At 61.3% G+C, this 14040-nt stretch carries 13 protein-coding genes and 1 tRNA gene; 7 read left to right on the forward strand and 7 right to left on the reverse strand.

The genetic code is table 11. The features are described 5' to 3' along the window. The first annotated feature begins 224 nt into the window (after positions 1-224). Together ABUH87_RS00930 and ABUH87_RS00935 are read left to right on the forward strand one after the other, a co-directional pair. Entirely contained in the window at positions 225-1361 is a 1137-nt protein-coding gene (locus tag ABUH87_RS00930) for a L,D-transpeptidase family protein (RefSeq protein ID WP_367768003.1), read from the forward strand. Between the two features lies 1 nt (position 1362). Continuing rightward, positions 1363-2061, forward strand: a complete 699-nt coding sequence (locus ABUH87_RS00935; protein WP_367768006.1) for a M23 family metallopeptidase — start codon at positions 1363-1365, stop codon at positions 2059-2061. A gap of 7 nt (positions 2062-2068) precedes the next feature. Here ABUH87_RS00935 and ABUH87_RS00940 read toward each other — a convergent pair whose 3' ends face one another. From ABUH87_RS00940 to ABUH87_RS00955, 4 genes are read right to left on the reverse strand one after another with little or no spacing between them, the layout of a single operon-like run. After that, complete coding sequence (locus tag ABUH87_RS00940; protein WP_367768008.1) at positions 2069-2326, reverse strand: hypothetical protein; 258 nt, start codon at positions 2324-2326, stop codon at positions 2069-2071. Beyond that, complete coding sequence (locus ABUH87_RS00945) at positions 2326-3792, reverse strand: radical SAM protein (protein ID WP_367768010.1); 1467 nt, start codon at positions 3790-3792, stop codon at positions 2326-2328. The genes ABUH87_RS00940 and ABUH87_RS00945 overlap by 1 nt, the downstream gene beginning before the upstream one ends. Continuing rightward, positions 3743-4465 (reverse strand): prolipoprotein diacylglyceryl transferase family protein, encoded by a 723-nt coding sequence (locus tag ABUH87_RS00950; protein WP_367768011.1) that lies wholly within the window; start codon positions 4463-4465, stop codon positions 3743-3745. The genes ABUH87_RS00945 and ABUH87_RS00950 overlap by 50 nt, the downstream gene beginning before the upstream one ends. Before the next feature lies 1 nt (position 4466). Then, positions 4467-5210 (reverse strand): peptidylprolyl isomerase, encoded by a 744-nt coding sequence (locus ABUH87_RS00955; RefSeq protein ID WP_367768013.1) that lies wholly within the window; start codon positions 5208-5210, stop codon positions 4467-4469. Positions 5211-5342: 132 nt separating this feature from the next. On the opposite strand from ABUH87_RS00955, the gene ABUH87_RS00960 reads away from it, so the two are divergent. Next, positions 5343-6740, forward strand: a complete 1398-nt coding sequence (locus tag ABUH87_RS00960; RefSeq protein WP_367768015.1) for an MFS transporter — start codon at positions 5343-5345, stop codon at positions 6738-6740. 45 nt (positions 6741-6785) lie between these two features. On the opposite strand, the gene ABUH87_RS00965 is transcribed toward ABUH87_RS00960, so the two are convergent. Continuing rightward, the gene (locus ABUH87_RS00965; RefSeq protein WP_367768017.1) at positions 6786-7484 is read right to left on the reverse strand and encodes a GcrA family cell cycle regulator; all 699 of its coding nucleotides are present in this window, start codon (positions 7482-7484) and stop codon (positions 6786-6788) included. 99 nt (positions 7485-7583) lie between these two features. Here ABUH87_RS00965 and ABUH87_RS00970 point away from each other — a divergent pair, with 99 nt between their 5' ends. Both ABUH87_RS00970 and ABUH87_RS00975 read left to right on the forward strand, forming a co-directional pair. Then, entirely contained in the window at positions 7584-8462 is an 879-nt protein-coding gene (locus tag ABUH87_RS00970; RefSeq protein WP_419956650.1) for an ABC transporter permease, read from the forward strand. An 82-nt stretch (positions 8463-8544) separates the two neighbouring features. Beyond that, positions 8545-9009 carry a nuclear transport factor 2 family protein gene (locus tag ABUH87_RS00975; RefSeq protein WP_367768019.1) on the forward strand — a complete coding sequence of 155 codons (465 nt, stop codon included), beginning with the start codon at positions 8545-8547 and terminating at the stop codon, positions 9007-9009. A gap of 30 nt (positions 9010-9039) precedes the next feature. On the opposite strand, the gene hspQ is transcribed toward ABUH87_RS00975, so the two are convergent. Continuing rightward, positions 9040-9420, reverse strand: a complete 381-nt coding sequence (gene hspQ / locus ABUH87_RS00980; RefSeq protein WP_367768021.1) for a heat shock protein HspQ — start codon at positions 9418-9420, stop codon at positions 9040-9042. A gap of 150 nt (positions 9421-9570) precedes the next feature. Here hspQ and ABUH87_RS00985 point away from each other — a divergent pair. Together ABUH87_RS00985 and ABUH87_RS00990 are read left to right on the forward strand one after the other, a co-directional pair. Continuing rightward, positions 9571-9660, forward strand: a tRNA-Ser gene (locus ABUH87_RS00985). A 1704-nt stretch (positions 9661-11364) separates the two neighbouring features. Next, positions 11365-13287: a putative Ig domain-containing protein gene (locus tag ABUH87_RS00990; RefSeq protein ID WP_367768023.1), complete on the forward strand. Its 1923-nt coding sequence runs from the start codon at positions 11365-11367 to the stop codon at positions 13285-13287. On the opposite strand, the gene ABUH87_RS00995 is transcribed toward ABUH87_RS00990, so the two are convergent. After that, a protein-coding gene (locus ABUH87_RS00995; protein WP_367767727.1) for an IS5 family transposase occupies positions 13218-13975 on the reverse strand; the annotation gives its coding sequence in 2 pieces (ribosomal slippage) (positions 13218-13642 and positions 13642-13975; 759 coding nt in all). The genes ABUH87_RS00990 and ABUH87_RS00995 overlap by 70 nt on opposite strands. Positions 13976-14040: the final 65 nt, after the last annotated feature.

Genomic DNA, 14040 nt, shown 5'->3' on the forward strand with positions numbered 1-14040 from the left:
GCGTTTACGGTGGGGGACTCGATCAGCGGTTGCCATAGTGCGGTGTAACGAGACGCCCCGAAGCTAGTTAGTGGCATCTTTAATTGCAGCGCAGCCAATCGCAAGGTGAAACGTTCCGAAATCCACGCCTCTTCAACGGCTTTGTGTTCTACAAAAAAGGACAGATCGTGCGCACGAGTATCTTATTTTTTCCTTTGCCTCTTCTCCTACTCTCGGCGTGCAACATGGATCCTGCTGGCGAATCCGGCGCCGACGGTAATCAGGAGGTGGTGCAGTCGCAGTCAGCCGCAAATGGCGCGGATGCGATGGCTTCACGTGATCCACGCTCAGGCGAGCCGGCACAGCAGCAAGGTGCAGTTCGCGAGCAGCGGCCTGTGATGCACATTCAGGTGGTGCTCGACAGGCTTGGCTTCTCTCCCGGGGTGATCAACGGTGAGGTGAATGAGGCCACACGCAATGCGCTGCGGGCGTTCCAGGAAGCGAACGGCTTGCCTGTCACTGGCACGGCTGATCAGGCAACCCGAGCCAGATTTGCACGATGGTCCAGCATTGCGCCCACTCGGGTCGTCACGATACCAACAGAGTTCGCATCCGGATCGTTTCAGCCCGTGCCCGATGCTCCTGCTGCGAAAGCGCGTATGGAGCGCCTCGGCTACTCCAGCCTGCAAGAGAAGCTCGCTGAGCGGTTTCATACTACGCCTGAAACCTTACGCATGCTCAATCCCGGCGGCGAGCCGGCGCGTGGGGGTGATCAAGTTCCTGCCTCTCCGAAGCCCTCAGAAGCGAAGGCGACTTCTGCGGGCAGCGAAAGCTCGAATATGACGTTCCGTGCCGGCCAGCAAATCCGCGTCCCCAATGTTGGGCATGACGCAATCGATCCGTCTGGCATTGATGACAAGGATTGGCTGACCACCCTGCGCAACCTTGGGGTCGGGACCGACCAGCCGAAGGTGGAGCGTGTCGTGGTCAGCAAGTCGAAGGGGACGCTCAAAGCCTATGATGGCGCGGGCAAGCTCGTGGCGAGCTATACGGCGACCATGGGATCGGAGCATGATCCGCTGCCCCTTGGCGAGTGGCAGATCAAAGGTATCGCCCGTAACCCTACCTTCCAGTATGATCCGGAACTCTTCTGGGATGTGCCCGACAGCGACCCCAAACAGACGTTGCCTCCGGGGCCGAACAATCCCGTCGGCGTAGTCTGGATCGACTTGTCGAAGGAACACTACGGCATCCATGGAACGCCCGCGCCGCAAACGATCGGTCAGACCGAAAGCCATGGTTGTGTGCGACTGACCAACTGGGACGCGGCGCGATTGGCTCAGATGGTAAGGCCCGGGACGGTGGCCGTCTTCGAGGCCTGACATGACACCAGAGTGGCCCGGAATGTGGCGCGCGGTTGCCATTGCGATTGCGTTGACCTCGGCGTTCTGGGTCGCTCTCGGTGCCTGGCTGTTCAACGACCATATCAACGCTGATCACCGGAGCGCGCAATCTCTTGGAGCCGTTAAAGACGCGCATGGCAGCAAAGTTGGAGGCAGCGGAATTCTGGGCGGTCTGACGGGTGCGGGCCCGCAGAGCGCTCGGCCCCGAAACATACCTGTCGGGAGGCAGGGCGCGGCGCTCCAACTGCCAGTGGCCGGCGTCGAAGCGGACGGCCTCGTGGACACATTCACGCAGACAAGGGCTTCGGGCGAACGTCTGCACGATGCGATCGATATTCCGGCCGCTGAAGGTACTCCAGTGCTTGCCGCCGCCGCAGGGCGGATTGAAAGGTTGTTCCAGTCTGAGGCTGGCGGGAACACGATCTATGTTCGCTCGCAGGACCGGCGCACGATCTATTATTACGCGCATCTCGCTCAGTACCAGCGCGGCCTGCGGGAAGGTCAGTCAGTTCATCGTGGCGAGCGTCTGGGGACGGTGGGCAGTACCGGCAACGCGTCGCCGGAGGCACCGCATCTGCACTTCGCCATCTGGCAAGCGGATCCCGCATCGGGATGGCACCAGAATGCGCGAGCGATCAACCCCTATCCGCTCCTGAAAGGTCCCTCGCAGGACAAGTGAGCAGACCTCATTCAAATATGTCCGACTGATCTCGCCGTTTTTTGGCTTCCTCCGCCTTGCGCAACAGGATGCGGCCCAGCCAGATCATGGCAAGTCCGATCAGGCAGGGTATGCCTCCGAAGCCCAGCGCCACCGGGAATATTCCTTGCACCTCGGGTCCGCTGTCGATCAACGAACTGCTAAGGATCACCAGCGTACATAGTCCGCTCAGGCCGGCCACAAGCACGCCGCAGGCGAGCAGCAGCGCTCCTAGCAGGCCCCGCATTACTGCGGTTCCGTTGCTGGCTGGCCCCGGTGGCGAGCCAACACGCCGGCGCCTTCTGCGCCCTCACGATAGAACGTGTTGTAAGTGTCGAAAGGAATGATCTGCCCGGCTCCAGTCACAAAGTGGACACAGCTGCGTTTGACGGTGGCAAGGTCGAAGTTGTGCCGGTCCAGGAACTGCAGGATCACGACCCGGAAGGAATTGGCATAACTGATTTCTTCCGGGACCATCGCGTGCGGCAGACAGCACAGGACGCTCGCCAGCTTCTCTTCCGTGTTGCATTGGGCGGTAGCGAGACTGAAAAGGCCATTGATAGCGTCTCGCAAAGCCGGATGCGCCTCGTAGCTGATCGTGTTCGGCCCCGTCAGGATCAACTCCCGTGGCAGAAGGGAAGTGACGGGAGTGACGGAAGCCCCCTGTCTCAGGCCATAGCCGATGCAGATCTGGTCAGGGTTGCAGGGCAGGGGGATCATGTCCTCCAGCGTGAACACGCCCGCTTCGGCGACTTTGCGCCGCAGTTGCGTCAGAACGATCCGCTGTTCAGCCGCAAAGTGTTCGTTGCGTCCCGCGTCCTGGACCGGCTGGAATGTAACCCCCCGGACGCAAGACCACTCCAGCGCGTGGCGAACGATGTCCGCTACCTCGTTATCATTGACACCTGATTTGATGACGGCAACCAGAGTGGTGGAAAGGTTGACCCTCTCCAACTCCTCCAGGGCTTGTCGGCGTATTCGCGAGAGGCGCGCGCCGCGCAGGTTCATCAGGGCCTCGTCGCGCAGGGAGTCGAACTGAAGGTAAACCTCGAGGCGTGGCGCGTAAGTGGCCAGGCGGTCGACGAACTCCGGATCTTGTGCGATCCGCACCCCGTTCGTGTTGATCATCACATGCCGAATGGGGCGCGCCTTGACCGCGTCCAGAATTGCAAAGAAGTCCGGGTGAATGGTTGGCTCGCCGCCGGAAAGCTGCACGAGGTCGGGCTCACCTTCGCTTGCGACCAGGGCGTCCAGCATGGCCTCGACCTCGGCAAGCGGCCGATGGCTTCCCGCGATATCTGCCGCATCGGCGAAGCACACCGGGCAGGACAAGTTGCAAGCCTGATTGACCTCGATGATGGCGAGGCAGGAGTGCTGCTCGTGGTCGGGGCACAACCCACAATCGAAGGGGCAGCCCGCCTCCGTGCGGGACTGCGTACTCAGAGGGCGATCTCCGGGCTTGAGCCAATCCTTCTGCCGGCGCCAATAGTCCACGTCGTCGGCGATCAGCACCTTCTGCACGCCGTGTTCACGGCAGCGCTTGAGATAGTAGACGCGCTCGTCCTCAAGAATCACCTTTGCAGGCACCGGCTCAAGGCATTCGGCACACAGAGACGTCGTCTGGCTATGAAACACATAAGGCGCGACCTTGCGCGCAGGCGCTTCAGCCGATTGCGCGAGCAGCGCCGTCGCGTCGCCACCAGAGAATTGCATAAGCGGCCAATCCCAGCGTGAGGAAGTGAAACAGGTTCAGCGGTCCGGCGAGCGTCGGGTAAGGCTTGAAGAATTCCCACACGAACCGCTGCCCAGCATAGACCAGCACCAGCGCGTGGAAAGCGTGATCTCGAGCCCAATCGGCGCCGCGCAGTCGCGCCCGCACCAGAAGCAAGGCGAAAGCTGCAATCGTTGCTGCTTCATAGAGTTGAACAGGGTGTCGGCCCACCCCGTCGCCGAAGTCGACCGCCCACGGCACCTCCGTCGGTATGCCGTAAGTGAAGTCTGGCAGTCCGGTGAAGAAACAGCCCAGTCGGCCTATGGCTATGCCGGTCGCAAGCGGGAGGGCGAAGGCCCCACCTGTGGAGCCACGTACGCCATGCAGGGCCTTCCAGCCCTCGACTGCCACGATAGCGCCAGCCAACGCACCGGCAAGGCTGTGCGAGGGTGCCGCGACGATCGCGCGCAGGGAATTGGCAGAGCCCGCGAGCCATGCGCCTGCCACGCCGCCCAGCGCCAGGACGACGAAGTAGGAAGGCGTGGTGATGCGGGCGAGCGCCTCAGCCTGATCGGGCCAGCGTCGGTACTGCCAGCGCGCGGTAAGCGCAGCACCAACCCAGGCGGCGAGGTCAAACAGGTAGTGCGCCCACCACGCGGTATGCGCATGCAGCATGTCAGCGGGTCGCGGCACCGCCGGACAGGGGTTGCAAAGCCCTTTCAGGCGCCAGTGGAGCAGGGCTTCCGGTCGGAAGGCTGGCAGGCGCTTCCCTCTTCTCGACTGCCGTGGCCGGCTGGACGCGGCGCACGCTGACGATCTTGACTGGCGGCTCCAGCATTTGCCCCTTCATCACACCTTCACCCTTGATGGGGGAACGCGGCATGGCCCAGATCTTGTCTACCACGTCCATGCCCGCGACCACCTGGCCGAAGGCAGCGAACCCGGCTTGAGAATCCGGATCGGGTGCATCCGGCTGGGCGTCCAGACCGGGCTGATCGGAAACGAGTATCGAAAAGTCGCCAGTGGCGGTGCCAGGAGCAAAGCGGGCCATGGAAATCGTGCGGCGCTTGTGCAGGATACCGGTGGCACTGGTCGGCTCGTGAGGGACCGGCTTCAGGACGCGCTTGGGGTCATTGCCCGTGCCGCCCTGGATCAGGCCATTGGGCGGGTCGCCCCAGTCCAGATGCATGGCGCGGTAGAAGCTCGTACCGTCGAGGCGCTTCTGATCCACGTACTTGAGGAAGTTGGCAGTGGTGAGCGGAGCGCGCTCACTGTCCAGATCGACGGTGATCGTGCCCGCGGTGGTGGCGATTGCGACGTGGTCAGAGGTGGCGGGCGAGGGCGCCTGCGCGGAGGCCGGAGCCGCACTTCCAAGACAGGTGAAGGAAAGGGCGAGCAGGTAAGCGAATCGTTTTGCCATGCAGCAGATCATGCCCTGCCGGTGCGTGGCCGCAACCCATGCTGCCAAAGCCCTTGCCGTGTGCCACCCATGTTGCGTAGGCATTCTGCAAAAGCAGCCGGCAGGCAAGCCGGCCCATGGAGAGGAGACCCGATGCGGTCGGTTCCGGCACTTATCATTGGCGCGCTTTTCATCGCGGAGATGACCGTCACGTTCGAAGCGTCGATGGTGTATGCCGCGCTTCCTACCCTCATCAGTGAGTTCGGCGATCCTATGCGGGTGGGCTGGCTGGTGACCATCCACATGCTTATCGCTGCGGCTTCTTCGCCGGTCGTCGGGCGGCTTGGAGACATCCGCGGACGCAAACGGCTGGTGCTGGTACTGCTGGCGCTGGCGCTTGTAGGGTCCGTGCTGAGCGCCATGAGCACGAGCTTCGCCGTGGTGCTTGTCGGCCGTGCGCTCCAGGGACTGTCGGCCGTCGTGTTGCCTCTCTCGATTGGCATCGTGCGGGAAAGTTTGCCGGAAGAGAAGGTGCCCATGGGCATCGGCCTGCTGACAACGGCGCTCGGAGCCGGCGCAGCGTCGGGACTGGTCCTGGGCGGCGTGATCGTCGATAATTTGGACTGGCACGCGCTGTTCTGGGCAAGCGCCATCATGCTGGCTATCTCAATCGCAGCTATCGCAGCTTTCGTGCCGGACCGCCCCGGCACGCCGACCCGGCGGCCGATCGACTGGGTAGAGGGGCTGCTGCCAGTCCCCGCCATCGCTCTCATGTTGTATGCGATCGGCGCAACCAAGCAGTCCGGCTGGCTTGCTCCGCAGGTGTTGGGCATGTTTGCAGTATGCGCTGTGCTGTTCGCATTCTGGGCGCGGCGCAGCCTGAGGGCGGAAGAACCTTTCCTGGATCTGCGTCTTTTTCGGGACCGCAACTTTGCCGTCGTGAACCTCATCACTGTTCTGCTCGGCATGGGCACGATGCAGATAGTCTACGTCTTCTCAGCTTACATGCAGTCGCCCGGGTGGACGGCCGTAGGACTGGGGTTGACCGCGACAGTCGCTGGCCTTGCCAAGCTTCCTTCCAATTTCCTGTCGTTTTTCGCAGGGCCGTTTGCGGGCTGGCTGATCCAGCGCATGGGCAACCGGGCGACTGTTTCAGCCGGAGCGTTGCTCGCTGCCTCTGGCTGGATCGCCGCAATGGCCCTGCCTGATGTCCTCGGGTTCGTGATCGCCATGCTGTGCGTGATATCGTTCGGCACCACGATCCTGCAGGCTGCGTTGCCGAACATCGTTGTCGCCACTGTGCCGCAGCATCGCACCAGTGAGGCTATGGGCTCCATGCAGGTCGTGCGCGGGATTGCGGCTGCGGTGGGAGCTCAGATCATCGCCATGCTGTTGGCGAGCCGCACCGTTTTGTCGCCTGACGGAGGTGCGCAGTTTCCCGCGCCGTCCTCTTATCTGATGACCATGGGCGTGATGGCGGGGCTCACATTTGCAGGGGCCGCCTGTGCGATGCTGTTGCGAGCGCGCGAAACAAAACTGGCGCCCGCCTGATAGGCGCGGCACCAGTTCGGAAATCGCCTTTTCTCGACCCAGGTTCTAGCGAACGCGTGGACCGCCGAAGGGCATCGGCGGGGGAGGACGGCGCGCGCCGCGCGGAAGTTGCGCCTGATACGCGCGGCCGCAGTGCTCGACACAATAGGGGAAGCCGGGGTTCACCTTCTCACCGCAGAAGTGGAAGTCCGGCTCGCCAGGGTGTCCCATCGGCCAACGGCATATCCTGTCGTTAAGGTCCAGAAGGCTGGTCTTGTCCGCAATTTCCGGGCTTGGCTTTGCGGGCACCAAACGGCGGGGCGGCGCGGGTGGGATCGGCTGCTGCTGATCGCCCGGCCCTTGCCGTAGGAACCCGCCCGGTCCGACCGAAACGATTCGCGGCTGCGGAGTGGCGGGCTTTTCGGTTGCCGGTTCGGCAGCAGCAGCGGCTGCAGGTGGTGGTGGAGGGGGGGTACGGCGCTCCGGAGCGGGTGCAGCCGCTGCCGGCGGCGGAGGCGCGGCTTCCTGAGGCGATTCTGTCTCGACAGGATCGTCCGCCTTCGACTTGCGCGGTGCCGGAGCAGGGCGCGCGGTCTTTTCATTAGGCTTCACAGGCGAGGGACGAGCCTTGAGGCCGAGTCTGTGGGCCTTGCCGATCACTGCATTGCGGCTGACACCGCCTAATTCTTCAGCGATCTGGCTGGCGGTTGCGCCGCCTTCCCACATCTTCCTCAGCTTCTCGATTCGCTCGTCGGTCCAGCTCATCCGTAATCCAATCGTCCGGGCCGTAATGGCCATCAATAACTTCACGCCGGCAGGAGGCAGGCCTTGCTTGCGGAGCGGCCAGCCGATAGTCCCCGCACCATGGCCGATCAACCCTCTTCGGCGGAGATCATCACGCCCGCCGACATCCCGCAGCCCCGTAGCTTTCCAGCAATGGGTCAGCCCGTAATCAACCAGGTTAACTGGGTGGGCCTCAAGACCCTGTATATGAAGGAGGTACGGCGTTTCTTCAAGGTGCAGACCCAGACGATCTGGGCGCCCGCGATCACTACGCTGCTGTTCCTGGTGATCTTCACCATCGCCCTCGGGCGGGGAGGGCGAGAGGTGCTCGGCGTCAATTTCGCCACGTTCGTAGCGCCCGGTCTGATTGTCATGGGCATGATGCAGAACGCCTTCGCCAACGCGAGCTTCTCATTCCTGTCTGGCAAGGTACAGGGCACCATCATCGATTTCCTGATGCCGCCGCTTTCGGAGCTTGAGCTTCTGCTCGCAATGACAGCCGCAGCAGTCACTAGGGGCATTCTTGTCGGGTTTGCACTTGCGCTCGCGATGATGCTCTGGCCAGAGGTCAGCCTTTCCATGGCGCACCCGTGGGCGGTGGTGTGGTTTGGGCTTATGGGCGCATACTTCCTTTCGCTCTTGGGCTTCTTGTCCTCAATCTGGGCCGAGAAATTCGATCATAACGCGGCTGTGACGAATTTCGTCATCGCGCCGTTGTCGCTGCTTTCAGGCACATTTTACGTGATCGACAATCTTTCGCCGATCTTTCAGACGATCAGCCGCTTCAACCCGTTCTTTTACGTGATCTCGGGTTTCCGTTTCGGGTTTCTGGGTGCCAGCGATATCGGGGACACCAATATGGCCGTCCTGCACTCCGCCATTGGTCTGGGCGTGCTCAACGTCGTTCTTAGTATCGTGACTTACCGGGTGCTGCGTTCAGGCTGGAAGCTGAAGAGCTGAGGCAACTGCCGCCCTGATCGCATCTGCTGGCGTTTGAAGAGCAGCCTGCCTAGGCTGCCTTAAAAGCGGAGGGGTGTGTTTCATGGATGACGTCGAGGAGATCAAGAAGCTCAAGGCCCGCTATTTCCGAGCGTTGGATACGAAGGACTGGGATCTTTACGAAAGCATCTTCGCGCCCGACGTGGTTGTCGACCTCACGCGTGCGGGAGGAGCCCGGTTCGAGGGACGTGACGCCTTCATGGGCTTCGCACGGGGGATGACGATCGTGCAGAGCATCCATCAGGGGCACATGCCGGAGATCGAGCTTACTGGGGCGAACAGCGCCTCAGGAGTTTGGGCGTTGGAGGATTACAATATCTGGGAGGATGGCAGCCAGAATCATGGCTGGGGGCACTACCTGGAAACGTATGCCAAATTGGATGAGCGCTGGCATATCCAGACAATGCAGCTTTCATACCTGCGGGTAGAGCGCAGCATGGGTACCGCGCCGATCATCGCCGGCGCAGACGGCACAGCTCACTTGAGGGGTGTCAGGCCTGCAGGCTGACACGCTTTTGCAGCAAGTCAGCCAAAGCAATCAGTGCGTCATGCCTCGCCGCATCCGGTAGTGCCCACCGGTGTAATCTTCAAAGATCTGGGCGATCGACGGGTGATCCACAGGGCCTCCTTCGGCATCGTCCAGGAGGTTCTGCTGACTGACGTAGGCGACGTAGCTTGTGTCCTCACTCTCCGCGAGGAGGTGGTAGAAAGGCTGTTCCCTGCGCGGCCGGATGTCAGCCGGAATGGCTTCATACCATTCCTCGCTGTTCGCAAAGACAGGATCGATATCGAAGACGACGCCGCGAAAGTCATGATGACGATGTCGAACGATGTCACCAATCGCGAAACGAGCCCGCGCTTTCCGTGGCGCTTCGATGAGACGGCCCGCTTGGGGCGAAAAGAATGAGGCTCGGTTCATGGTGCGGATATAAGGCTCCTATGACCGTGTAACAACTGAGCGACAGGAACGATCCCCGGAAATCGCGGATAAGGGCTTGGCAAGGCGGTCTGTCTCGGCTAACCGCGCGCTTCGCTCGACCGGTGGGACACCCACCAACGGCACTTCTGCGGAGAGGTGGCAGAGTGGTCGAATGCGCCGCACTCGAAATGCGGTGTACGGGCAACCGTACCGTGGGTTCGAATCCCACCCTCTCCGCCACCCATTTAAGTCATTGGAATGCCACTGTTTTTCGCCGAGTCTGCGGCGCAAAACTGCGCACTTTCTGTTCCGTTCGGTAGTGCAGAGAGGCGAGTTCGAACCTGGGATACGGATTCTCTCAGGGAATTCTCTGCCGGCACTCCGGCCAGTACGGAAGCGCATGATTGCTTCCCTGTCGATGGTTCAGAGACCATCCTTCCCCCACCTGAATCTCAAGGATCTTCATCCGGTTCGTCGAGCGCCGCCCTAGCGTCGCAGTTCCGCGTGTTTGCGGCTGGGTTCGGGACCACCTTAGCGGCGTTTTGTCGCGTGCATGCGCCATATCTCCGGCAGACTTCTCCGGCGCCCTGGCCTGTTGAGCCATTCGACCAGACTGCGTTTTTCTGTGCACGCTTTCGCTGCTGTGGGTCACTCCGGCGGAGGCCGGTTGGCTGTATTCCCGGTTTGTGTGTGGTGGCTTCGCTCGACGCACGTGGACGCGAGCAGGCACCTGCAGAAACGCACAGCGGTTCTGCAGGTGCATCGCAGGCCTGCTTCAGATGGAGTCTGGCCGGAGGTGCACTACGCTGGTTTTGCGCGAATCTCTGCGGCTTTGCGCGTGGGTAAACTCAATTCGCCGGTAACCCGTCAGACCTGCTTCGGAAGGATGTTTGCGCCTGGCGTCAGTAGCCCCGCTTCGCCCCGACCAGCTCCAGCTCGTACAGGTGCACGGCTGAGAATCCCCCTGTGTTGCCTGCGCCGAGGTCGCAGTCTTCCGCAGCGTGCTGTCAAAGCTAATGCACCGGCGCTGAAGCAGTGGCCGCTAACGACTTCTTCAGAGAGCGACATGCATGCCGCTTTTGCTGTCAGTCCTGCGAAACTGCTCGGCTCGCTCCCAGATGCGTTATCGTTTGCCTGCTGATTAACAGGCAAACGGAGCAGGGAGCGCGCCTCAAGCGTGCAAAGGTGCGGTTCCTTTGACAGCACCAGCGGGAGCCATCCACAGATGGCAGCACCCTTTCAAAAGTTGGTGGATCTAGAGCGCATCACGTAGTTTCCACCATGCGCTGCTCACCAAGTTTGAAATGTCCTCGCGCGTAACGTGAGCTCAATTATTCTGTTGAGCTCGGGTTCAAACATTTCATGCAAAGCACCAAGGTAGCGCGTCGTTGCAAAGAGCTAGTGCAACTGATTCTAGCACTTTTCGTGGGGTGCTTAGCGTTTGGCTCGGCACATGCTGCCGATCTGACTTTTAACCGCGCTTATCAAGGCAGCTTGTCGGGACAGACATTCACTACGGCAACCATTCTGAATGCTGATCCGGGTTCAATCCGCTTTGCGGATGGGGGGACCCAACGTTCGTTTCAAAACACAAGCGGTACACTGTATTATCGTGTTGCAGGCGTGCTCTATGCTGAGGCCGGTGTTCTGAACTCACGTTACCCGAACGGGAATGTCGTGATAGACGCCGTTGCGTTCAGCGGAACAGGTGGGCACCGCTTACTCGTCCTCAGCGGAGCTTATACGACGTCGAGTAGCTATACCGGCAGTTCCAATGCAATCGTCACGAAGCTGAACGAGTATCTCGACGCGACTGCCCCAGACCCAGCGACATCCACACTTCGAGTAAATGGTGGGTCTACTGCAACAGTGGCGGTTGGACAAAACATCGCGATTGTTGCAACTGTCAATCTGTCGTCCGGGAGCCCTCTGTCGGGAGCTACGGTGACTCTTTTTGCAGGTCCAGCAGGCACCTCGTCGATAACACCTTCTACCACCACGACCAACGGCAGCGGTCAAGCGACGTTCACGGTCAACGGCACGTTGGCGGGATCAGTGACTTACCATGCCCAAATCTTTGCCAACGGCACAACGGCGAATTCCGGATCGGTGTTCGTAACCTTCACTGGAGTACGCAGCCCGGCTCATTCATCAGCCTCAGTACCGGCCGGCACTGTCGGAGCAATCACGACGGTGACGGTGCAGGTCAAAGACAGCAGCGGAGTAGGTGTCGCCGGCGCGGCAGGTGCACTTACTGCTGCCCTGACCGGTGCCAATGCCGGAGTGCCCTTAAGCGGGATTACTGATCAGGGAGGCGGGGCGTACACTTTTACATATGTTCCTACGATGGCGGGGACCGACGACATCGAGATCAAGCTGGACGGAACAGCGATCGCGGGGTCACCGTACCAGAGTGCCGTAACGGCACCCACGCTCGTTTTGGCGCCTGCAGCTGGCACGCTGCCAGGAGGCACAGTGGGTTCGGTCTACAGCCAGGCGATCTCGGCCACTGGCGGCACCGCGCCTTACACGTATGCCGCCACCGGCCTGCCGGCGGGTCTGGCGATTGATCCCTCGACCGGAGCGGTCAGCGGCACGCCCACGGCTGCCGGCAGCTACCCCGTCACGGTCACTGTCACCGACGCTCATGGCGCGACCGGAACGGCGGCCTACACGATCGTGATTGCGCTTCCTGCGCCACCAATTGCGGCCGATTCGACATCGGCTTCCGTCCCCGCCAATACCACCACAGAGGCAGGTCAAAACGTCAGCATTAACTTGTCCAGCCTTGTTACCGGCGAATACGACGATATCCGTATCATTTCGCAGCCGCAGCATGGACGAGTGACAATTTCGCGGACACTCGCGGTGCGTGGCGGCGGCGGCGTATTCGCTATGGCAGCAGCCGCATTGTCCTTGCTCCAGGTCCCCAGTCAGGTGCTGGCAGTCTACACGCCTGACGCGGACTATCAGGGCAGCGACCGCTTCCAGTTTGCAGCAGTCGGTCCAGGAGGGACGTCAACGCCGGCGACCGTCGTTATCCAGGTTGTGGCACGTAAGCCGACTGCGCGGTCTCACACGGCCAGCACAACTGACGGCAAAACTGTGGGAATTGAGTTGACCGATGGAGCAACGGATGGCCCGTTTAGAGGGGCGGAAATCCTCGCAGTCTCTCCGGCCGAACAGGCTTCGGCCGTGCTCGTTGCCGGCGGGGTAGATGCAGCCCGAACCTTCCGCCTTGATGTAACTCCGCAGGCTCGCTTCGAGGGGGCCATCCGCATCGTCTATACGCTTAGGAACGCTTTTGGCAGCTCTGCTCCCGCTACTGTGACTGTCAACGTCGCTCGCCGGCCCGACCCGTCAGCAGATCCGGTGGTTCAAGCCATCAGCGACGCGCAGGCCGAGACCACGCGCCGCTTTGCGCGAGCGCAACTCACCAACGTCATGCAGCGGGTTGAAAATCTTCATGGCACCTGCCGCCGCTCTACAAATGCGTTGAAGATCGCCGCGTCTGCCGACGGCATTTTCCCGGACGGGGAAGTGGAGCGTGGCGGTACAATGCCAACTGCGGTTGCCAACAATCTTGGCGCGACTGCTGGAGAGCCAGATGCACTGGATCAGTTTACATCCGACGCGGATTGCCAAAAGGTAGCTGTTTGGACCGGAGGTACTATTGATGTAGGCACTCGCAGCGCGGCGACCGGCCGTGCCAAGATCAGCGCCACGACGACCGGTGTAAGTGCTGGAGTGGATGCCCGGCTCTCTGATACCGTTACGCTAGGCTCAGGACTCGTTGATCAGAGCCAGAAGAGGACGGTTGCCGCGAGAGCGAGGGCAGAGAAGAAGACGGTCGGGCATCGGTCGTAGCGGGTTGCCACGCGGCGCCAGTCCTTGAGGCGGCCGAACATGATCTCGATGCGGTTGCGGCGCTTGTATCGGCGCTTGTCGTATTGGACGGGAAGAGAACGGGATTTCCGGCCTGGAATGCAAGGTTTGATACCTTTCTGCCCGAGGGCATCCCTGAACCACTCGGCGTCATAGCCCCGGTCTGCCAGCATCCACTGTGCCTTGGGCAGGTCGTCCAGCAAAGCTGCCGCACCGGTATAATCGCTGATCTGGCCGGCGGTGATGAAGAAGCTCAAGGGGCGACCGTTGGCGTCGGTGATTGCGTGCAACTTGGTGTTCATGCCGCCCTTGGTGCGCCCGATCAGCCGCCCAAGGTCCCCTTTTTTACCCGCAGGCTCGAGGCCGTGCGGTGCGCTTTCAAATAGGTCGCGTCGATCATGACGGTCTTGGGCTCCGCTCTTTCGGCGGCAAGGCCTTCCATCATCCGGCCAAACACGCCCATCTCGCCCCAACGTTTCCAGCGGTTGTAGAGCGTCTTGTGCGGGCCGTATTCCCTGGGCGCATCACGCCACCGCAAGCCGTTGCTATTGACGAAGATGATCCCGCTCAGAACCCGTCGATCATCCACCCGCGGCTTGCCGTGACTCTTCGGGAAATATGGCGAAAGCCGCGCCATCTGCTCGTCCGTCAGCCAGTACAGGTCGCTCATGATCAGTCTCCTCGCGGAGCCTGAATCACATTGCCCTCAACCAATCAATGGGTCCTGAGCCTAGG

Origin of the sequence: Novosphingobium rhizovicinum, from assembly GCF_040813635.1 — a bacterium.
Classification (GTDB): Bacteria; Pseudomonadota; Alphaproteobacteria; order Sphingomonadales; family Sphingomonadaceae; genus Novosphingobium; species Novosphingobium rhizovicinum.